This window comes from Paracoccus shanxieyensis (assembly GCF_009711265.1).
GTDB lineage: Bacteria > Pseudomonadota > Alphaproteobacteria > Rhodobacterales > Rhodobacteraceae > Paracoccus > Paracoccus shanxieyensis.
This window is the reverse complement of record NZ_WMII01000005.1, coordinates 1-19,520: the sequence shown is the minus strand read 5'-3', so window position 1 is coordinate 19,520 and position 19,520 is coordinate 1. Positions and strand designations below refer to the sequence as shown.

The window sequence follows — 19,520 nt, the reverse complement described above, 5'->3', positions numbered from 1 at the left end:
GGTCTCCAACGCCTTGAAAGCCAGGAGCCTGACATGACCGATCTGCCCCCCAAGACACCCATCACCCAAGTGACGACCGGGCCGCTGCCCGCCTCGGAAAAGATCTTTCAGCCGGGGATGCTGCATCCCGAATTGCGCGTGCCGATGCGCCGCATTGCGCTGCATCCCAGCGCGGATGAGCCGCCGGTGACGGTCTATGACTGTTCGGGCCCCTATACCGATCCCGCAGCACACATCGCCATTGATGCCGGTCTGAGCCGCATCCGCGAAGGCTGGGTCGCCGGGCGCGACGCAACCCAGACCTATGCCGGACGGGTGGTGCAGGCCGCCGATAACGGCTTTGCCACCGGCGCGCAGCTGACACCGGAATATACGCAGCGCCACCTGCCCCGCCGCGCCCGCGCCGGGCAGGCGATCACGCAACTGGCGCAAGCCCGCGCGGGCATCGTCACGCCGGAAATGGAATTCGTGGCCATCCGCGAAAATCTGGGCCGTCAGGCGCTGGCGCAGTCGGTCCGCGACGGCGAAAGCTTCGGCGCGGCCATCCCCGATCACGTCACCCCTGAATTCGTGCGCGACGAAATCGCCCGGGGCCGCGCCGTGATCCCCGCCAACATCAACCACCCCGAACTGGAACCCGCGATCATCGGCCGCAATTTTCTGGTCAAGATCAACGCCAATATCGGCAATTCCGCCGTCACCTCGTCGATGGCCGAGGAGGTGGAAAAGATGGTCTGGGCGATCCGCTGGGGCGCCGATACGGTGATGGACCTGTCCACGGGCCGCAATATCCACAATATCCGTGAATGGATCATCAGGAACGCGCCGGTCCCCATCGGCACGGTGCCGCTGTATCAGGCGCTGGAAAAGGTCGGCGGCGTGGCCGAGGATCTGAGCTGGGACATCTTTCGCGACACACTGATCGAACAGGCCGAACAGGGGGTGGATTATTTCACCATCCATGCCGGGCTGCGGCTGGCGCATATCCCGCTGACCGTGGACCGGGTGACGGGGATCGTGTCGCGCGGCGGCTCGATCATGGCGAAATGGTGCCTGCATCACCACCGCGAAAGCTTTCTTTACACGCATTTCGCGGAAATCTGCGACATCATGCGCGCCTATGACGTGACCTTTTCGCTGGGCGACGGGTTGCGGCCGGGCAGCATCGCCGATGCCAATGACGCCGCCCAATTCGCCGAGCTGGAGACGCTGGGCCAGTTGACCCGCATCGCCTGGGATCACGATTGTCAGGTGATGATCGAAGGCCCCGGCCATGTGCCCATGCACAAGATCCGCGAAAACATGACAAAGCAGCTTGAGGTCTGCGACGAGGCGCCGTTCTACACGCTGGGACCGCTGACCACCGACATCGCGCCGGGTTACGACCACATCACCAGCGGCATCGGCGCGGCGATGATCGGTTGGTTCGGCACGGCGATGCTGTGCTATGTCACGCCCAAGGAACATCTGGGCCTGCCCGACCGGGACGACGTGAAAACCGGGGTCATCACCTACAAGATCGCCGCCCATGCCGCCGATCTGGCCAAGGGCCATCCGGCGGCGCAGATCCGCGACGATGCGCTGTCGCGGGCCCGGTTTCAGTTCCGCTGGCAGGATCAGTTCAACCTGTCGCTGGACCCCGATACGGCGCGGGCATTTCACGACGAAACGCTGCCCAAAGAGGCGCATAAACTGGCGCATTTCTGTTCGATGTGCGGGCCGAAATTCTGCTCGATGAAGATCAGCCACGACATCCGCGACGCCGCCCGCGCCGAGGCCGGCATGGCCGGGATGGCCCAGAAATACCGCGATGGCGGCGATCTTTACATGCCCGCTGCGGCCAAGGCGTAAGGATTGGGGGCCAGCCTGTGAACGGGCTGGCCCCCCTTGGCGCCATCCGGCGTCACCATTTGACCGCCGCGCGATGCGGCTGGTCTGCTGGCAGCCGATCAGACCGGCCTGCATACGGGGCCATGCCACGGGCGTTCAGCCGTTCACGCCCTTCATGCCCTCGGCGGTATAGCGTTCGCCTGTAAAGCTGCCCGGCGCATAGGCCTGGTTCAATCTGGCGATGTCATCGGCGGACAGCTTCAGGCTTGCGGCAGCGATATTCTGTTCCAGATAGCTCAGCCGCTTGGTGCCGGGGATCGCGAACACCCCCATGGCCAACACCCAGGCAAGGGCCACTTGCGATGGCGTCGCCTCGCGCAGGTCGGCAATGCTGCGCAGGGTGTCCAGACGCGCCGTATTGGCCTGCAGCGCCTCCGCACCGAAACGCGGCGCGTTGCGACGAAAATCGTTCGGGGCAAGGCTTTCGCGATCCAGCGTGCCGGACAGCAAGCCACGCCCCAGCGGACTGTAGGCGACAAAGGCCGTGCCCAGTTCGCGGCAGGCCGGCAAGATATCGGCCTCCATGTCGCGGGTGGTCAGGGAATATTCGCTTTGCACCGCCGCCACGGGATGGACCGCATGGGCCCGGCGCAGGGTTGCGGCCGAGACCTCGCTGAGGCCGATCCGCGCGATCTTGCCCGCCTGCACCAGTCCGGCCAGCACCTGCATCGTGTCCTCGATCGGCCGCCCGGTCTCGGCGCGGTGGACGTAGTACAGACCGATCTGCTCACCCCCCAGACGCCGCAGCGACGCGTCACAGGCCTGCCGGATATAGTCCGGGCTGTTGTCGATGCTGCGGGCATATTCACCCGCAGCCTTGCGGATGCCGAACTTGGTGGCGATGACCGCATCCGGGCGGCCCTGTTTCAGAAACCGCGCCAGCAGTTCCTCATTATGACCGTTGCCATACATGTCGGCGGTGTCGAACATCCGCACGCCCAGATCATAGGCGCGGGCCAGAACGCTCAGCGATTGGGTGTCGTCGGTGTCGCCATAGAATTCCGACATGCCCATGCAGCCAAGCCCAAGCGCGGGCAGGTCAGGAACATCGGTGCCAAGCGGCAATGCGGGGATCATCATCGGTGCTTCCTGTTTTGCGGCAGATGCTTTCTTGCAGCTGCGCGGTCGCATGAAAACTGCATGACCATGCACGCCATCTGTGCGATAACGATCAGATGAACTGGGACGACCTGCATGTGCTGGCAGTGCTGGACCGCGAAGGCTCACTGGCTGGCGCGGCGCGGGCGCTTGGCGTGAACCATGCCACGGTGTCGCGGCGTATTTCCATGCTGGAACAGAGCTTGGGCCAGACGCTGGTGCGGCGTCTTGCGCGGTCCACCCCCCTGACCGAGACGGGAAAACAGGTCGCCGCCATCGCGCGGGACATGGAACTGGGCGCGCAGCGCATCGAACGCTTTTCCCATGCCGCGCAGGGCACGCTGAGCGGGCGCGTGCGGCTGACCGCGCCGCCCGTTCTGGTCAGCGAGGTCATCATCCCCGCCCTGCGCCCTCTTCGTGCCGATCATCCCGATTTGCAGATCGTGCTGTCCGCCAATGCGCAGATCGCCTCGCTTGACAGCGGTCAGGCCGATCTGGCCGTCAGGATGGTCCAGCCGCAGGGAAGGCAGAACATCGTGCGGCGCATCGGCGCGGTCGAATTCGCGCTGTACGCGACGCCCGACATCGCGAAACTACCGCCGCAGCAATGGCGCTTTGTCGCCTTTGACGAGACATTGCGCCATGTCCCGCAGCAACGCTGGCTGGAAGAGTTCGCCGCCGATCGCCCGCTTGATCTGCTGACCGGGGATTTCCACAGCCAGTTCGCCGCCGCCAAAGCGGGCCTTGGCGTCGCCCTGCTGCCGCGGGTGATGGCGGAAGGCTGCAGGGATCTGGTGCGCGTGACCCGCGAACAGCCCGAGGCGCGGCCCGTATGGATGGTGATCCATGCCGACCTGAAACACGCGCCAGCGGTGCGCGCGGTCGCCGGCATGCTGGTCGAGGCGATGCGCAAGATCTGAGCGGCGGCAGGCGCGCCCGCAAGCGTGCCCTCAGCCGCGCTTTGACATTGCAGCTGCCGCTGATCGCCTGACGCGACGGATCATCAGAACGAACCCGAAAAGCATCGCAACGATCAGCGTGACCGGTATCATGATGGGCAAGGCCAACATTCGCCATGCCGATGCAGGGAACCGCTCATGGACCAGTTTGACCCACCACGCATCAAAGCGGTCATATGCCCGTTCAAGTGCAGTGTGCATCGCGCCCCCCCTGTGCTTCCTGCTCTGCGGATAATGTTGGTGCCATTTGCCATTCCGCTGGTGCTGATCAGCCTGGAACGCAGGCTGAGACTTTGACAGCGGCTTGCCCAAGTTGCTTGCGTCACTCGCGCCGCAAGCTGTCCAATCGCGACGCTGTGTCGCCGCCTGTCCGGTCAGGACAACCCGATGCCCCGTCTTGTCGCCAAGCGCGATGCTGTCCTGCCCATGCTATTCCGCCACAGATACCTAGCTTGGCAAAGTCAGCCTGTATCAGGTCTTTCCCGACTGGCCCGCGATACGGTCGGCGGGATACAGGGGGCAATCGTGCCGCCGCGCGCGATGAACCGTAAGCGGCAGTACACCGAAACCCTGACCACGCTGCGACAAGCCACCCTCGGAAGATCATGACGACACACGACACCCCCCTGATCCACGGCGATGCCGGACCGGCGGTCATGATCGTGCCCATCACGCAGGCGACGGCGGCGACCTTTGCGGATCTGTTCATCCGGCTGACCTTCCTTTGTTTTATCCAGACGGGGACCAAGCGGGTCGTCTGCCCGGTCAACGGCGAAATGATCGCAGAGGAAGGCGACCTTATCATCTTTCCGGCGGGCTCGCTGGTGACGCTGGAAAACCGGCCGCTGCTGAACGCGCATTACCGGGCGGATGGCGTGTATTTCACCCATGATCTGATCGACGCGGTTTTCGCCGATCAGGGACCGGGCGCGGCGCCATCCGGGATTCAGATCGTCCGCGCCGAGCCACACCGCCCCGACCAGATCCTCGCGCTGATCCAGCAGACGCTTGCCAGCGAAGCCCTGCCCCTGCCGATCCGCCGGCACCGCCTGCTGGAGCCCCTGATCTGGCTGCGGCATCACGGCGTCCGCTTGCCGGCCCGTGACGATGACCAGCCGCTTGCCCGCCTGCGCCGGTTGATCGAGGCCGATCCGGCCCGGCCCTGGCGCGCCGTGGATGCCGCCCGTCACTTCGCCATGAGCGAGGCGACCTTCCGGCGCTGGCTGGCGAAATCAGGACATGGCTTTGCCAAGATCCTGCACAATACCCGGCTGGAGGCAGGGCTGGCGCTGCTGCAATCGACCCGTGCGCCGATCTCGCAAATTGCCTTGGATTGCGGCTTTCAGACGCCCTCGCATTTTTCCGATGCGTTCAGGAAGCGGTTCGGGATCAGGCCGATGGCGATCCGGTCAACGGCGATCCGGTCAACGGCGGAATGATCGTTTTTCGATAGTTTTTGATCGCGCCTCGGAAGCGGGACAGACCGTGGCGCCTATGATGCGGGCATCGTCATTCACCAAAGGGATCATGACCTTGCTTCTTCAGAAAACGCTGCTTGGCCTGTTTGCGGCTGGCATCATCGCGTCACCGGCCGCCGCCCAGAATTTCCGGCTGTCAAGCAGCTCGGTGGCAGAAGGCGCACAGCTTGCGCCCGCGCAGGTCTTCAAGGGGTTCGGCTGCGACGGCGGCAATACCTCGCCGCAACTGGCATGGGCGGATGCGCCCGAAGGCACGAAAAGCTTTGCCGTGACCGCCTATGATCCCGACGCGCCGACGGGTTCGGGCTGGTGGCACTGGAATATCGTGAACATCCCCGCAGCCGCGTCGCAGCTGCCGTCCGGTGCCAGCGGGACGGACAAGCTGCCAGCGGGATCGGTCGAGTTGCGGAACGACTATGGCACGGCGGGCTTTGGCGGCGCCTGCCCGCCGCCCGGCGAGATGCACCGCTATGTCTTCACCGTTCATGCGCTAGGCGTCCAGACGCTTGATCTGCCGCCGGATGCCAGCAACGCGCTGGCGGGCTTCATGATCGGGGCCAATACGATCGGCAAAGCCAGCGTGACCGCCGTTTACAACCGCTGACCAAGGCGGGCGGCGCGGTCACAAACAGAAATCAGATCATTCTTGTCATTTCCCCGCGCCGCCCGCATCATCAAATCATGACAATCTGGCGCCCCGACCCCTCCACCCTGCACCGCCCGGCCTATCTGTCGCTGGCCGAAAGTTACGCGCGTGCCATCGGCAACGGGCTGGTCCCAGCCGGCACGCGCCTGCCGCCGCAGCGGCGGCTGGCCGATGATCTGGGCCTGTCGGTGCAGACCGTCTCGCGCGCCTATGAAGAGCTGATCCGGCGCGGGCTGGTGGTGGGCGAAGTCGGGCGCGGCTCATTCGTGCTGCCGCAGGGGGCCGAGGCACCGCCGCCCTATCTGGCCGAGCGGGCGGGCGGTCTGGTCGATCTGTCGATCCTGAAGCCGGTGACCGAGCGCATGCATGTCGAGACCTTCCGCGACGGGCTGCATTGGGTCGCCGAAAACCTGACCAGCCCCGCCGCGCTGTCGTTCCGCCCCAGCTCGGTGCTGCCGCAGCATCGCGGGGTCGCGGCCGACTGGCTGCGGCGCGGCGGCATCGACACGGCCCCCGAATGCATCACCCTGACCGACGGCGCCACCTCGGCCATCACCACCGCGGTGATGAGCGCGGTGCCGCCGGGCGGCACGCTGGCAGCGGCGGGGCTGACGCATCACCTGCTGATGCCGCTGTGCAAATACCTTGGCCTGCAGCTTGAGCCATTGCCCATCGACCATGACGGCATCGTCCCCGAAGCCTTGGACCATCTGGCGCGAAAGGGCAGCCTGCGGGCCGTGTATATGCAGCCCTCGGCCATCAATCCGCGCGCGCTGGTGACCAGCCTGCAGCGCCGCGTCGAGCTGGTCGAGATCGCCCGCCGCCACGATCTGCTGATCGTCGAAAATGACATGCTGAACGTGCTGATCGAGGATCGCCCCACCCCGCTGGCGGCACTGGCGCCCGAACGGGTGCTGCATATCAACGGCTTTACCAAGTCGAACCTGCCCGGTCTGCGGGTGGCGTGGCTGGTGTCGCCGCCCCGGCTGGCGGCGGTCACCGCGAACAGGCATCTGGTCACCAACTGGATGGCGACCCCCGCCATGGTCGAACTGCTGAGCCACTGGATCGGCGATGGCACGGTGGACCGGCTGATCCTGTGGCAACGCGAGGCGCTGCGCGAACGCCACCGCATCGCCCGCGAAGAGTTGGCCGGCACGGTGTTTTACGCGCATCCGCAAAGCCTGCATGTCTGGCTGGAACTGCCACCGGGCCGGGACGAGGATGAATTCGTCGCTCAGGCCCGGCAACGCGGCGTGGCGGTCGCCTCGGGCCGCGCCTTCCGGCTGGACGAACGCCAGCGCCGCGACGCAGTGCGAATCGCGCTGGGTTCGACGACAGCCGAGGATCTGCGGCACGGGCTGAAACTGGTCGCCGAAACCCTGCGCAGCACCGCCGAACCGCTGCTGCCGCTGGTTTGATAGGCAGTCGCGCGGGATAAATTGTTATGATATTATTTTCTGATTGACCTGATATAATTGTCCTGCAAATTTTCCCCTATCAGCACAAGGGGGCCAGTTTGGACCAGCCGATCATCCGCATCCAGAACCTTGAAAAATCCTTCGGCACGCTGAGGGTGATCGACGGGCTGAACTTCGACGTGGCGAAGGGCGAAAAGCTGGCGCTGATCGGGCCGTCAGGCTCGGGCAAGACCACGATCCTGCGCATCCTGATGACGCTGGAGGACATTTCCGGCGGCCGCATCGAGGTCTGCGGCGAGCCGCTTTATCACATGTCCAAGGGCGGCGCCGAGGTGCCCGCAGATGAGGCGCATCTGCACAAGATGCGCCGCCATATCGGCATGGTATTCCAGCATTTCAACCTGTTCCCGCACAAGTCGGTCCTGCAGAACATCACCCTTGCGCCGGTGCTGACCAAGGGCGAAAGCCGTGCCGCCGCCGAAAAGCGCGCCCGCGAATTGCTGGATATGGTGGGTCTGGCCGACAAGGCCGATTACATGCCAAGCCAGCTTTCCGGCGGGCAGAAACAGCGCGTCGCCATCGCCCGCGCCTTGGCCTTGCAGCCGCAGATCATGCTGTTTGACGAAGTGACCTCGGCCCTTGACCCCGAACTGGTCGAGGAGGTGCTGGAGGTCATGAAGCGTCTGGCCAATGAGACCGACATGACCATGCTGCTGGTCACGCATGAAATGGGTTTTGCCCATGATTTCGCCGATCGCGTGCTGTTCTTCGACAAGGGCCGCATCGTCGAACAGGGCCCGCCCGACCAGATCTTCACCGCGCCGAAACAGGACCGCACGAAGTCCTTCCTGCGCAAGATCGTTGCCGCCGGACAGCGCGTGTGACGCCCCACCAACAGGAGAGAATGATGAAGAAATGTCTGATTGCCGCGATGATCCTCGCGGCTCCGCTGCCCGCCTTGGCCGACAAGCTGGAGGATCTGAAGGATCAGGGCTATGTCCGCATCGTCATCGGCAACGAGCCGCCCTATACCGCCGTCGCCTCGGACGGCAAGGTGTCGGGTGCTGCGCCGGATGTGGCCCGCGCGGTCTTTGCCGCCATGGGCATCACGGATCTTGAAGCCTCGATCGCCGAATATGGCGCGATGATCCCCAGCCTTCAGGCGGGCCGGGTCGATGCCATCACGGCGGGCCTGTTCATGAAGCCGGAACGCTGCAACGCCGTCGCCTATTCCCAGCCGATCCTGTGCGATGCCGAGGCGCTGCTGCTGCCCAAGGGCAATCCCAAGGGCTTCCAGGCCTATGGCGACATCGCGGCGGATCCGGCGGCGAAACTGGGCGCGCCCGGCGGCGGCACCGAGGAGAAGCTGGCGCTGGACGCCGGTGTGCCGCGTGACCGGCTGATCGTGGTGCCCGATCCGCAATCGGGGCTGAAGATGCTGGAAGACGGCCGGCTGGACGCCTATTCGCTGCCGGTGCTGTCGCTGAACGATCTGCTGAAGAAATCCGGCAGCACTGCGCTCGAGGTCTTTGCCCCGGTGCAAGGCGCCCCGGTCTATTGCGACGGCGCGGCCTTCAACAAGAACGACACCGCGCTGCGCGACGCCTTTGACGTGGAACTGGCCAAGCTGAAGGAATCGGGCGAATTCGCCAAGATCATCGAGCCCTATGGCTTCTCGGCCGCCGCCGCCATGTCCACCTCGCGCGAACAGCTCTGCGGCGAGTGACCTGAACGGGCGGGGCCGCACCCCGCCCACCCCTTATCTGAAAGGCAAGGCATCAGCGCATGGGCGACTGGGCGGGATATCTGACACTCATCCTTCAGGGGGCATGGGTCACGGTCAAGCTGACGCTGCTGGGATCGAGCGTGGCGCTGGTGGTGGCCTTTGTCGCCGGGCTGGCGCGGCTGTCGCGCCATGCATGGCTGCGCTGGCTTTCGACCGGCTATATCGAATTCTTTCGCGGCACCTCGATTTTCGTGCAGCTGTTCTGGATCTATTTCGTGCTGCCGATGACTGGGATCCAGCTTTCGCCGATGCAGGCGGGCGTCATGGCCTTGGGGCTGAACGTCGGCGCTTATGGTGCCGAGGTGGTGCGCGGCGCGGTGCTGTCGGTGCCGCGCGACCAGCATGAGGCCTGCACCGCCGTCAACCTGACGCGGTTTCAGCGCATGCGCCATGTCATCCTGCCGCAGGCGCTGCCCCTGATGCTGCCGACCTTCGGCAACAATGCCATCGAATTGATGAAGGCCACCTCGGTGGTGTCGCTGATCTCGCTGTCGGACATGACGTTTCAGGCGCAGGTGGTGCGTTCGCAGACCGGCAGCACGCTGCTGCCCTTTGTCACCATCCTGCTTTTGTATTTCGTGCTGTCCTCGGTGATCTCATTTGTCATGCGCCGGCTGGAACGCCGGGTGACGCGCGGATTGGACGGGGTGCGCTGATGGAATGGGACTGGAATTTCGCCTGGTCGATCCTGCCCACGCTGCTGGACGGCTTGCGCATCACGCTGATCGCCACCCTGCTGGGCGCCGTGGTCGCCGCCGTGCTGGGGCTGGTCTTTGCCATCCTGCGCCGGTCGCCGAACCGTGCGATTGCCCGCATCACCGGCTTTGTGGTCGAATTCATCCGGGGCACGCCGCTGCTGGTGCAGCTTTACTTCATCTTTTACGTCCTGCCCGATCTGGGCATCCGCCTGCCTGCGCTGACGGCGGGGGTGCTGGGCATGGGGCTGCATTACGCGACCTATGCCGCCGAGGTCTATCGCGGCGGCATCGAAAGCGTGGCCCGCGGCCAGTGGGAGGCCGCGCGCGCCACCAACCTGACCACGCGCCAGACATGGGTGCATGTGGTCCTGCCGCAGGCGGTGCCGCCGATGATCCCGGCCATGGCGAATTACCTGCTGGCCATGTTCAAGGAAACGCCGCTTCTGTCGGCCATCACCGTGTTGGAGCTGATGAATCAGGCGAAATCGGTGGCCAATTCCTCCTATCGCTATGTCGAGCCGATGACGATGGTGGGGGTGATGTTCCTGATCGTCAGCGTGATCTCGGTGATCGGGCTGCGCTGGCTGGAACGCCGCTATGGAAGGATCGGCCAATGACCGAAATCGTGACTGCCGCACGCGCGCCCCGGCTGGATGCCCGCCCCTTTGCCCATCGCATCGGGCTGGTCACGCTGTCGACCGACCACACGATCGAGGCCGATTTCGCCCGCATCGTCGCCCCGCGCGGCATCGGCGTTCACGCGAACCGCATCGCATTCGCCAATCCGGTGACGCCGGAAACGCTGGCCGCGATGCAGCCCGATCTGGCCGAGGCGGCGGCGCTGATCCTGCCGGACGAGGATCTGGACGCGGTGGTCTATGGCTGCACCTCGGCCTCGGTGGTGATCGGCGATGCGGCGGTGCGCGCGGGTATTCAGGCGGGCAAGCCGGGGGTGGCGGTGGTCACGCCGATTTCAGCGGTGCTGGCCGGGCTGCGGGCCATGGGCGCGCGGCGGCTGTCGGTGCTGACGCCCTATTCGGTCGAAACCTCGACGCCCATGGCGCGCATGTTTGAAGCCGAAGGCATGGACCTGCAACGCTTCACCTGCATGAACCTGCTGGACGACCGAGAGATGGCGCGGGTGCCTGTGGACGAAATCGTGGCCTTCGCCCGCGAGGCCGTGACACCGGGATCCGAGGCGCTGTTCATTTCCTGCACCGCCGTGCGCGCCGCAGGCGTGATCGACCGGATCGAAGCCGCTTGCGGTGTGCCGGTGCTCAGTTCCAACTATGCCGCCGCATGGAACGTGCTGCGGTTGTGCGGCGACCCGACGGCGGCGGCGCCGGGCCATCTGATGACGCTGGATCTGCCATGAGCGTGACGCTGGACGACATCCGCGCCGCAAGCGCCCGGATTCGCGGCCATGTCGCGGAAACGCCGCTGCTGCGCGACGACGCGCTGTCGGCGCGGCTGGGCCAGCCGGTGCTGATGAAATGCGAATATGCCCAGCCGACCGGCGCCTTCAAGCTGCGCGGCGCGACGAATGCCATTCTGTCGCTTGGTGATGCGCGCGGCGTCGTCACCGCCTCGACCGGCAATCACGGCCGGGCGCTGGCCCATGCCGCCCGCGCGCTTGGCCTGCCCGCCACCGTCTGCCTGTCGCGGCTGGTGCCCGCAAACAAGGTCGACGCCATCCGCGCCTTGGGGGCGCAGGTCCGCATCATCGGCGACAGTCAGGATCAGGCCATGGCCGAGGTCGCCCGCGCGGTGACAGATGACGGCCTGACCCAGATCCCGCCCTTTGACCATGCCGATGTCATCGCCGGGCAAGGCACCATCGGGCTGGAGATCGGCCAGAACGGTGATTGGCCGGATGCCGTGCTGGTGCCCTTGTCGGGCGGCGGTCTGGCCGCCGGCATCGCGGTGGCCATCAAGGCGATCTCGCCCGCGACCCGCGTGATCGGCATCAGCATGGAAAACGGCGCCGCCATGGCCGCCAGCCTGCGCGCCGGCCATCCGGTCGAGGTGACCGAGGTTGCGACGCTGGCCGACAGTCTGGGCGGCGGCATCGGGCTGGACAATCGCCTGACCTTCGCGCTGTGCCGCGATCTGCTGGACGGGGTGCTGCTGGTGTCCGAAGCCGAGATCGCCGCCGCGATCCGCCATCTGGGCCAAGCGGGCCATATGGTCGAGGGCGCCGGCGCCGTGGGCCATGCCGCGCTGCTCTCAGCCAAATTCACCCCGCAAGGGCCGACCGTCACCATCCTGTCGGGCGGCAATATCGACCCCGCCCTGCACGCCCGGCTGATGGAGGCCGCCGCATGAGACCGCCCATCACCATCCTGACCGAGACCGACCTGCGCGCGCTGATGCCGCTGGACGCCGAGGCCGTCACCTGCATCCGCGAGGCGTTCGTTTCATTGGCAACGAAACCCGTGGCGATGCCCCCGATCCTGCGGCTGGACATCCCGGAACATCGCGGCGAGGTCGATGTGAAGACCGCCTATATCCCCGGCCTGCCGCATTTCGCCATCAAGATCTCGCCGGGGTTTTTCGGCAATCCGGCGCTGGGGTTGCCTTCGACCAATGGCATGATGGTGGTCTTGTCGGCGGAAACCGGGCTGGTGCAGGCGCTGCTGCTGGACAATGGCTATCTGACCGATCTGCGCACAGCCGCCGCCGGGGCCGTCGCCGCCGATGCGCTGGCCCGCCCTGATGCCCACCGCGCCGCGATCCTTGGCGCGGGGATGCAGGCGCGGATGCAACTCAGGGCGCTGGCGCTGGTGCGGCCCCTGACACAGGCGACGGTCTGGGCGCGCGATCCGGCCAAGGCACAGACCTTTGCCGCCGAGATGACCGGCGCGCTTGGCATCCCGGTCACCGCCTGCGCCACCGTGCCCGAGGCGGTGCGGGATGCCGACCTGATCGTCACCACCACGCCCGCCGAAAGCCCGATCCTGCATGATGCGCCCTTGGGCGCGCATATCACCGCCATGGGCTCGGATGCCGGGCACAAGAATGAAATCGCGCCCGCGCTGCTGGCCCGTGCCCATTACGTCGCCGACCGGCTGTCGCAGACCCGGCTGATGGGCGAACTGGCGCATGGCCCGCTGCGCGATGAACCCTTTCCCGAACTGGGTCAGGTGCTGGCCGGGCTTGCCCCCGGCCGCTCGCGCCCCGCCCAGATCACCCTGGCCGACCTGACCGGCACCGGCATCCAGGACACCGCCATCGCCACCCTGGCCCTGACCCGCGCGCTGGACGCGGGCGCGGGACAAGCCTTCACCGTCTGAGAGGACATCATGACCGAGGTAATCCTGAAATTCACGCGCGAGGAATATGCGCAGCGCCTCGCCAAGACCCGCCGGGCCATGGACGAAAAGGGCGTCGATCTGCTGATCGTCAGCGACCCCTCGAACATGAACTGGCTGACCGGCTATGACGGCTGGTCCTTCTATGTGCATCAATGCGTGGTGGTCCCGCCCGAAGGCGAGCCGATGTTTTTCGGGCGCGGCATGGATGCCGTCGGCGCCCGCTTTACCGCCTATCTGGCCGAGGCAAACATCATCGGCTATCCCGATGATTACGTGCAGAACACCCAGAAACACCCAATGGACCTGTTGTCGCAGATCCTGACCGACAAGGGCTGGGGTGCCAAACGCATCGGCGTCGAGATGGACAATTACTGGTTCTCGGCCAAAGCCTTTGCCGCTTTGCAAAAGCATCTGCCGGATGCGCGCTTCAGCGACACCACCGGGCTGGTCAACTGGCAGCGCGCGGTGAAATCGGCCACGGAACTGGATTACATGCGCAAGGCCGGCGCCATCGTCACCAAGATGCACGAACGCATCTTCGAGAAGATCCAGCCGGGGATGCGCAAATGCGATCTGGTGGCCGAGATCTATGACGCGGGCATTCGCGGCACGGACGGCTTCGGCGGCGATTACCCGGCCATCGTGCCGCTGCTGCCCTCGGGGCGCGAAGCCGCCGCCGCGCATCTGACCTGGGACGACCGGCCGATGCGCGCGGGCGAAGGCACGTTCTTTGAAATCGCGGGCTGCTATAACCGCTACCACGCGCCGCTGTCGCGCACGGTGTTTCTGGGCAAGCCGCCCAAGGTCTTTACCGAGGGCGAAAAAGCCGTGCTGGAAGGGATGGAGGCTGGGCTTGAGGCCGCCCGCGCCGGCAATACCTGCGAACAGTTCGCCGGGGCGTTCTATGCGGTCCTGAAGAAATACGGCATCATCAAGGACGGCCGCACCGGCTATGGCATCGGCGTGTCCTATCCGCCGGACTGGGGCGAACGCACCATGTCGCTGCGTCCGGGCGACAAGACCGTGCTGCAACCCGGCATGACCTTCCATTTCATGACCGGCCTCTGGTCCGACGAGATGGGCCTTGAGATCACCGAATCCATCGCCATCACCGAGGGCGCGCCGGAACTGCTGGCATCGGTGCCGCGCAAGCTGTTCGTGAAGGATTAGGGCGATGTTGCAGATGCAGCTTACCCCTTCGCCGATCACGGCGACGGTCGATTTCGCGGCGCCCGGCGTCAGCCATGGCTTCCTGCGGCTGCCGTGGTCGCGCGACGATGCGGCATGGGGGTCGATCATGACGCCGATCACCGTGGTGGTGAACGGCGAAGGCCCGACCGCGCTGCTGACCGGTGCCAACCATGGCGACGAATACGAAGGCCCGATCGCGCTGTTCGATCTGGCCGCGACCATCCGCGCCGAAGATGTCACCGGGCGCATCATCATCGTGCCCGCGATGAACTATCCGGCCTTTGGCGCTGGCACCCGCACCTCGCCCATCGACAAGGGCAACCTGAACCGCAGCTTTCCCGGCCGACCGGATGGCGGCGTGACGCAGAAGATCGCGGATTATTTCCAGCGCGTGCTGCTGCCGATGGCGGATGTGGTGCTGGATTTCCATTCAGGCGGCAAGACGCTGGATTTCCTGCCCTATGCCGCGGCGCATATCCTGCCCGACAAGCGGCAAGAGGCGGCGGCCTTCGATCTGGTGCGGGCCTTTGGCGCGCCATGGTCGGTCAAGATGCTGGAGATCGACGCGGTGGGCATGTATGACACCGCCGCCGAAGAGATGGGCAAGGTCTTTGTCACCACCGAACTGGGCGGCGGCGGCACGGCGACGGCGCGCACGGCAGGGATCGCCAAGCGCGGCCTGCGCAATCTGCTGATCGCGGCGGGCGTCTTGCGCGGGCAGGTCACGGCTCAGCCGACGCAATGGCTGGATATGCCCGATGCCGATTGCTTCACCTTTGCCGAGGATGGCGGGCTGATCGAATTTCTGGTCGATCTGGGCGATGCCGTCGAACAGGGCCAGCCCGTCGCCCGGATCTTCCCGGTGACCCGCACCGGCCTTGCGCCGGTGACCGTGAGCGCAGGCCGCGCCGGGCTGATGCTGGCGCGGCATTTCCCCGGCATCGTGAAACCCGGCGATTGCGTCGCCGTCATCGGCGTGGAGGTAGAAGAATGACCGATAACCCCTTGATGCGGCAACAAGCCTATGTGAACGGCGCTTGGGTCGGCGATGCGCGCTTTCCGGTCACCGATCCCGCCACCGGCGCAGTGATCGCCGAAGTCGCCAAGCTGGATGCCAAGGCCGCGCATGCCGCCGTCGATGCGGCACAGGCAGCCTTTCCGGCTTGGGCCGGAGCCCTGCCGCAGGAACGCGCCGCCGTGCTGCTGCGCTGGTTCCAGCTGATCCGCGACAACCGCGAGGATCTGGCCCGGCTGATGACCGCCGAACAGGGCAAGCCCCTGTCGGAATCGCGCGGTGAAATCGACTATGCCGCCAGCTTCGTCGAATTCTATGCCGAGGAAGCCAAGCGCCCGAATATCGAAAGCGTGACCTCGCATCTCTCCACCGCCGAGATGGAGCTGTGGCGCGAGCCGGTGGGCGTCGCCGCGCTGGTCACGCCGTGGAATTTCCCCTGCGCCATGATTACCCGCAAGGCGGCGGCGGCGCTGGCGGCGGGTTGCACCGTGGTCGTCCATCCTTCGGCGGAAACGCCGCTGTCGGCCACCGCGCTGGCGGAACTGGCCGACCGCGCGGGTTTTCCGCCGGGTGTCTTCAACGTGGTGACGGGTGACGCGCCCGAGATTGTCGGCGAATGGTGCCGCGATGCGCGGGTGCGGGCGCTGTCCTTTACCGGCTCGACCCAGATCGGCAAGCTGCTGTACCGGCAAAGCTCGGACACGGTGAAGCGGCTGGTGCTGGAACTGGGCGGGCACGCGCCCTTTATCGCCTTTGCCGATTGCGATCTGGATCTGGCCGTCGATGAGGCGATCAAGGCGAAATTCGCCACCTCGGGGCAGGATTGTCTGGGCGCGAACCGCTTTCTGGTCGAACGCGGCATCTATGACGACTTCTGCGCCCGGTTCGCCAAGGCCACCCGCGCCCTGACGCTGGGCCCCGGCATCGAGGACCGCGACCTTGGCCCCCTGATGAACGAAGCCGCCGTCAAAAAGCAGGAAGAACAGGTCGCCGATGCGCTGGCGCGCGGCGCCCGGCTGCTGACCGGCGGCAGCCGCGATCCGCAGGGGCCGCTGTTCTATCAGCCCACCGTGCTGGCCGATGTCCCGCCCGAGGCGCGGATTTTCCATGAGGAAACCTTTGGCCCGGTCGCGGCCATCGCCCCCTTCGATACCGAAGATCAGGCCGTGGCCATCGCGAATGCCAGCGAATACGGGCTGGTCGCCTATGTGCATTCCCGCGATCCGCGCCGCATCTATCGGCTGTCGCGCGCGCTGCAATTCGGCATGGTCGCGGTCAACCGCACCAAGGTCACCGGCGCGCCGATCCCCTTTGGCGGCATGAAGCAATCCGGCCTTGGCCGCGAGGGCAGCCGCCACGGCATGGAAGCCTTTACCGAAATCAAATACGTCTGCCGCGATTGGGCAGATCACAGGAGCGCATGATGCTGACCAATGACGAGCTGTCCAAATGGGACCGCGAGAATTTCTTTCACCCCTCGACCAACCTTGGCCAATTCGCCCGCGGTGAGGGCGCGCAGCGCATCATCAAGACCGCCGAGGGCGTGCATATCACCGACCGCGACGGCAACCGCCTGCTGGACGGCTTTGCTGGCCTTTACTGCGTGAACGTCGGCTATGGCCGCCCCGAAATCGCCGAGGCCATCGCCGAACAGGCCCGCGAACTGGCCTATTACCACAGCTATGCCGGTCATGGCTCCGAGGCGAATATCACGCTGGCGAAAATGGTGATGGAGCGCGCGCCCAAGGGCATGGCGCGGGTCTATTTCGGGCTTGGCGGCTCGGACGCCAATGAAACCAACATCAAGCTGGTCTGGTATTACAACAATATCCGGGGCTTGCCGCAAAAGAAAAAGATCATCTCGCGCTGGCGGGGCTATCACGGATCCGGGCTGATGACCGGCTCGCTGACCGGGCTCGAGCTGTTTCACAAGAAATTCGACCTGCCGCTGGCGCAGGTGATCCATACCGAAGCGCCCTATTACTATCGCCGCCAGGACGGCGCGATGACCGAGGAACAGTTCAGCGCCCATTGCGCCGAGGAACTGGAAAAGCTGATCGCCGCCGAGGGCGCGGACACCATCGCGGCCTTCATCGGAGAGCCGGTTCTGGGCACGGGTGGCATCGTGCCGCCGCCCGCCGGTTACTGGGACGCCATCCAGAAGGTGCTGGACCGCCACGACATCCTGCTGATCGCCGATGAGGTGGTGACGGGCTTTGGCCGGCTGGGCTCGATGTTCGGCTCCGACCATTACGGGATGCGCCCCGACATCATCACCATCGCCAAGGGCCTGACCAGCGCCTATGCGCCGCTGTCGGGCAGCATCATCGGCCAGCGCGTCTGGGACGTGCTGATGCAGGGCACCGATGAAAACGGCGTGCTGGGCCATGGCTGGACCTATTCCGCCCATCCGATCGGGGCGGCGGCTGGCATCGCCAACCTGCAACTGATCGACAAGCTGGGGCTGGTGCAGAACGCCGGCGAAACCGGCGGCTATCTGAACGCGCAGATGCAGGCCGCGCTTGGCACCCACCCCCATGTCGGCGAGATCCGGGGCGAGGGCATGCTCTGCGCCGTGGAACTGGTGCGCGACCGTGACGGGCGGCAGCTTTTCGATGCATCCGAGGGCGTCGGCGGCAAGGCCGTCGCCGCCATGCTGAAACGCAGCGTGATCGCGCGGGCCATGCCGCAGGGCGACATCATCGGCCTTGCCCCGCCCCTGTGCCTGACCCGCGCCGAGGCCGACACCATCGTGGCCGCCACCGCCGAAGCCGTGACCGAGGTGCTGGGCCAGCACTGACACGAATGCGCGCAGGGGCCGCCCGGCCCTTGCGCCAATATCGCGCGGGTGCGGCGCTGTCGGCGTCGTGGTGCGTCACCAGCATGGACTGAGCTGCGTTCCTGCGGGCCCACAATCTGGAGCATTCGATGAGCCGCCGTGGCAACTGCCATGAGTTCAAGACGGTCCACGCCAGCGGAGCAAATGATCCGGGGGATCATTTGCAGGCGCAGAACGCCGTTGCCGAGAGCTTCTTCAACCTGCTCAAGCGCGAGCGGATCAGGCGCAGGACCGGACCCGCGAAGACGCAAGGCAGGACGTGTTCGATTACATCGAGATATTCTACAACCCGAAGCGCAAGCATGCGAGAAACGGGATGCTGTCGCCCGCTGAGTTCGAACGGCGGCAGATGATGAGAAGTGAAGGCGTCTAAGAAACATGGGGCTATTCAAAGCTACGCAATGTTGTTGCCTTGATGCATGCATCCCCATCCAGAGGCCCATCTTCCTGCGACGGCTTTCCTTTTGGTCGTGGCTGAACCTGTCAACGGATTTGATCCGATACCGGCCAGCCTCCTGACAACGCCAGCACCTGATTTCATGTTACCGACTGACCTATCAATAACTGCATTTGCCAGGTCATTTTTTCCTGTAAGGCGCATTAGCAAGAGTGTTTCATCGGAATCTGTCTTTTCTGCCTCCTCGGAGGCACATTGTCCTGGCGTAGATCGCAGGGGGACAGACCGAGCGTTCGCTGCTTCTGCTTGGGCAGCTCAATTGCTTCCTTCCGCAAAAATGTCTCGGCGAAATCTCTCGCGAGTTTCATCGCTTCTGGGCGAAGTCGGTAACTGACGCTTAGCTGTGCCCAGGATAGTGCCCCGCGGCGTGGTGTAGGAGCGCCGACCCTCGGAGAGGTCAGGGCTTGTTCAGGTGGCCACGGCGGGCAGCCTGACGGTTGGATTGTCGGTCACACGGGCGAGCGTTTCAAGGCTCATGTAGCGTCTTGCGACCGCCCATTCGTCGTTGGTCTCCAGCATCAGTGCGCCGACCAGGCGGATGATGGCCTCGTCGTTGGGGAAGATGCCTATGACGTCGGCGCGCCGCTTCACCTCGCGGTTCACCCGCTCCAGCGGGTTCGTGGACGCGATCTGGGTCCAGTGCTCGCGTGGGAAGGACATGTAGGCCAGGACGTCGTCGCGGGAGGCGTCCATCAGGGCACCGAGTTTGGGTTGTTTCTCCCGCAGCG

General features: G+C 65.3%; 19 protein-coding genes and 1 pseudogene. 17 read left to right on the top strand and 3 right to left on the bottom strand.

The genetic code is table 11. From position 1 onward, the window contains the following. Positions 1–33: 33 nt before the first annotated feature. A complete protein-coding gene (gene thiC / locus GL284_RS06625; RefSeq protein WP_155043812.1) occupies positions 34–1,851 on the top strand; it encodes a phosphomethylpyrimidine synthase ThiC in 1,818 nt (605 codons plus the stop codon). Positions 1,852–1,986: 135 nt separating this feature from the next. On the opposite strand, the gene GL284_RS06620 is transcribed toward thiC, so the two are convergent. Then, entirely contained in the window at positions 1,987–2,970 is a 984-nt protein-coding gene (locus GL284_RS06620; protein ID WP_341870301.1) for an aldo/keto reductase, read from the bottom strand. A gap of 95 nt (positions 2,971–3,065) precedes the next feature. Here GL284_RS06620 and GL284_RS06615 point away from each other — a divergent pair, with 95 nt between their 5' ends. Next, entirely contained in the window at positions 3,066–3,908 is an 843-nt protein-coding gene (locus GL284_RS06615; protein WP_155043811.1) for a LysR family transcriptional regulator, read from the top strand. 30 nt (positions 3,909–3,938) lie between these two features. Here GL284_RS06615 and GL284_RS06610 read toward each other — a convergent pair whose 3' ends face one another. Further along, entirely contained in the window at positions 3,939–4,148 is a 210-nt protein-coding gene (locus GL284_RS06610; RefSeq protein ID WP_155043810.1) for a hypothetical protein, read from the bottom strand. Between the two features lie 404 nt (positions 4,149–4,552). On the opposite strand from GL284_RS06610, the gene GL284_RS06605 reads away from it, so the two are divergent. The 15 genes and pseudogenes from GL284_RS06605 to GL284_RS06535 all read left to right on the top strand — a co-directional run. Continuing rightward, positions 4,553–5,386, top strand: a complete 834-nt coding sequence (locus GL284_RS06605; RefSeq protein WP_155043809.1) for a helix-turn-helix transcriptional regulator — start codon at positions 4,553–4,555, stop codon at positions 5,384–5,386. 88 nt (positions 5,387–5,474) lie between these two features. Further along, entirely contained in the window at positions 5,475–6,029 is a 555-nt protein-coding gene (locus tag GL284_RS06600; RefSeq protein WP_155043808.1) for a YbhB/YbcL family Raf kinase inhibitor-like protein, read from the top strand. Positions 6,030–6,106: 77 nt separating this feature from the next. Then, a complete protein-coding gene (gene ehuR / locus GL284_RS06595; protein ID WP_155043807.1) occupies positions 6,107–7,492 on the top strand; it encodes a MocR-like ectoine utilization transcription factor EhuR in 1,386 nt (461 codons plus the stop codon). Positions 7,493–7,590: 98 nt separating this feature from the next. Next, positions 7,591–8,376: an ectoine/hydroxyectoine ABC transporter ATP-binding protein EhuA gene (gene ehuA / locus GL284_RS06590; RefSeq protein WP_155043806.1), complete on the top strand. Its 786-nt coding sequence runs from the start codon at positions 7,591–7,593 to the stop codon at positions 8,374–8,376. Positions 8,377–8,399: 23 nt separating this feature from the next. Then, positions 8,400–9,218, top strand: coding sequence for an ectoine/hydroxyectoine ABC transporter substrate-binding protein EhuB (gene ehuB, locus GL284_RS06585; protein WP_230382946.1), 819 nt, complete (start codon positions 8,400–8,402; stop codon positions 9,216–9,218). Positions 9,219–9,277: 59 nt separating this feature from the next. After that, the gene (gene ehuC, locus GL284_RS06580) at positions 9,278–9,934 is read left to right on the top strand and encodes an ectoine/hydroxyectoine ABC transporter permease subunit EhuC (RefSeq protein WP_155043804.1); all 657 of its coding nucleotides are present in this window, start codon (positions 9,278–9,280) and stop codon (positions 9,932–9,934) included. After that, positions 9,934–10,593 carry an ectoine/hydroxyectoine ABC transporter permease subunit EhuD gene (gene ehuD, locus GL284_RS06575; RefSeq protein WP_155043803.1) on the top strand — a complete coding sequence of 220 codons (660 nt, stop codon included), beginning with the start codon at positions 9,934–9,936 and terminating at the stop codon, positions 10,591–10,593. The genes ehuC and ehuD overlap by 1 nt, the downstream gene beginning before the upstream one ends. Next, positions 10,590–11,351: an ectoine utilization protein EutA gene (gene eutA / locus GL284_RS06570; RefSeq protein ID WP_155043802.1), complete on the top strand. Its 762-nt coding sequence runs from the start codon at positions 10,590–10,592 to the stop codon at positions 11,349–11,351. Before ehuD ends, eutA begins: the two co-directional genes overlap by 4 nt. After that, on the top strand, positions 11,348–12,301 hold the full coding sequence (gene eutB / locus GL284_RS06565) for a hydroxyectoine utilization dehydratase EutB (protein ID WP_155043801.1): 954 nt from the start codon (positions 11,348–11,350) through the stop codon (positions 12,299–12,301). Before eutA ends, eutB begins: the two co-directional genes overlap by 4 nt. Then, complete coding sequence (locus GL284_RS06560) at positions 12,298–13,269, top strand: cyclodeaminase (RefSeq protein WP_155043800.1); 972 nt, start codon at positions 12,298–12,300, stop codon at positions 13,267–13,269. Before eutB ends, GL284_RS06560 begins: the two co-directional genes overlap by 4 nt. A gap of 9 nt (positions 13,270–13,278) precedes the next feature. Continuing rightward, entirely contained in the window at positions 13,279–14,460 is a 1,182-nt protein-coding gene (gene doeA, locus GL284_RS06555; protein WP_155043799.1) for an ectoine hydrolase DoeA, read from the top strand. Between the two features lie 4 nt (positions 14,461–14,464). Next, the gene (gene doeB / locus GL284_RS06550) at positions 14,465–15,475 is read left to right on the top strand and encodes a N(2)-acetyl-L-2,4-diaminobutanoate deacetylase DoeB (protein ID WP_155043798.1); all 1,011 of its coding nucleotides are present in this window, start codon (positions 14,465–14,467) and stop codon (positions 15,473–15,475) included. Continuing rightward, positions 15,472–16,920: an NAD-dependent succinate-semialdehyde dehydrogenase gene (locus GL284_RS06545; protein ID WP_155043797.1), complete on the top strand. Its 1,449-nt coding sequence runs from the start codon at positions 15,472–15,474 to the stop codon at positions 16,918–16,920. Before doeB ends, GL284_RS06545 begins: the two co-directional genes overlap by 4 nt. Then, positions 16,920–18,296 (top strand): aspartate aminotransferase family protein, encoded by a 1,377-nt coding sequence (locus GL284_RS06540; protein ID WP_155043796.1) that lies wholly within the window; start codon positions 16,920–16,922, stop codon positions 18,294–18,296. Before GL284_RS06545 ends, GL284_RS06540 begins: the two co-directional genes overlap by 1 nt. Positions 18,297–18,391: 95 nt before the next feature. Continuing rightward, positions 18,392–18,708 (top strand): annotated as a pseudogene (locus GL284_RS06535) (IS3 family transposase); the annotation flags it as partial. A 492-nt stretch (positions 18,709–19,200) separates the two neighbouring features. On the opposite strand, the gene GL284_RS06530 reads toward GL284_RS06535, so the two are convergent. Next, the coding region (locus tag GL284_RS06530; protein ID WP_196216724.1) for a transposase at positions 19,201–19,520 on the bottom strand (320 nt) is incomplete at its 5' end.

Excerpts from the sequence above, each read along its gene's own strand:
- GL284_RS06600 (WP_155043808.1), top strand. The coding sequence starts at position 5,475 with ATGACCTTGCTTCTTCAGAAAACGCTGCTTGGCCTGTTTGCGGCTGGC.
- GL284_RS06560 (WP_155043800.1), top strand. The coding sequence starts at position 12,298 with ATGAGACCGCCCATCACCATCCTGACCGAGACCGACCTGCGCGCGCTG.
- GL284_RS06620 (WP_341870301.1), bottom strand. The coding sequence starts at position 2,970 with ATGATGATCCCCGCATTGCCGCTTGGCACCGATGTTCCTGACCTGCCC.
- GL284_RS06540 (WP_155043796.1), top strand. The coding sequence starts at position 16,920 with ATGCTGACCAATGACGAGCTGTCCAAATGGGACCGCGAGAATTTCTTT.
- eutB (WP_155043801.1), top strand. The coding sequence starts at position 11,348 with ATGAGCGTGACGCTGGACGACATCCGCGCCGCAAGCGCCCGGATTCGC.
- ehuD (WP_155043803.1), top strand. The coding sequence starts at position 9,934 with ATGGAATGGGACTGGAATTTCGCCTGGTCGATCCTGCCCACGCTGCTG.
- doeA (WP_155043799.1), top strand. The coding sequence starts at position 13,279 with ATGACCGAGGTAATCCTGAAATTCACGCGCGAGGAATATGCGCAGCGC.
- eutA (WP_155043802.1), top strand. The coding sequence starts at position 10,590 with ATGACCGAAATCGTGACTGCCGCACGCGCGCCCCGGCTGGATGCCCGC.
- GL284_RS06545 (WP_155043797.1), top strand. The coding sequence starts at position 15,472 with ATGACCGATAACCCCTTGATGCGGCAACAAGCCTATGTGAACGGCGCT.
- ehuC (WP_155043804.1), top strand. The coding sequence starts at position 9,278 with ATGGGCGACTGGGCGGGATATCTGACACTCATCCTTCAGGGGGCATGG.
- GL284_RS06610 (WP_155043810.1), bottom strand. The coding sequence starts at position 4,148 with ATGCACACTGCACTTGAACGGGCATATGACCGCTTTGATGCGTGGTGG.
- GL284_RS06615 (WP_155043811.1), top strand. The coding sequence starts at position 3,066 with ATGAACTGGGACGACCTGCATGTGCTGGCAGTGCTGGACCGCGAAGGC.
- doeB (WP_155043798.1), top strand. The coding sequence starts at position 14,465 with ATGTTGCAGATGCAGCTTACCCCTTCGCCGATCACGGCGACGGTCGAT.
- ehuB (WP_230382946.1), top strand. The coding sequence starts at position 8,400 with ATGAAGAAATGTCTGATTGCCGCGATGATCCTCGCGGCTCCGCTGCCC.
- ehuR (WP_155043807.1), top strand. The coding sequence starts at position 6,107 with ATGACAATCTGGCGCCCCGACCCCTCCACCCTGCACCGCCCGGCCTAT.
- thiC (WP_155043812.1), top strand. The coding sequence starts at position 34 with ATGACCGATCTGCCCCCCAAGACACCCATCACCCAAGTGACGACCGGG.
- GL284_RS06605 (WP_155043809.1), top strand. The coding sequence starts at position 4,553 with ATGACGACACACGACACCCCCCTGATCCACGGCGATGCCGGACCGGCG.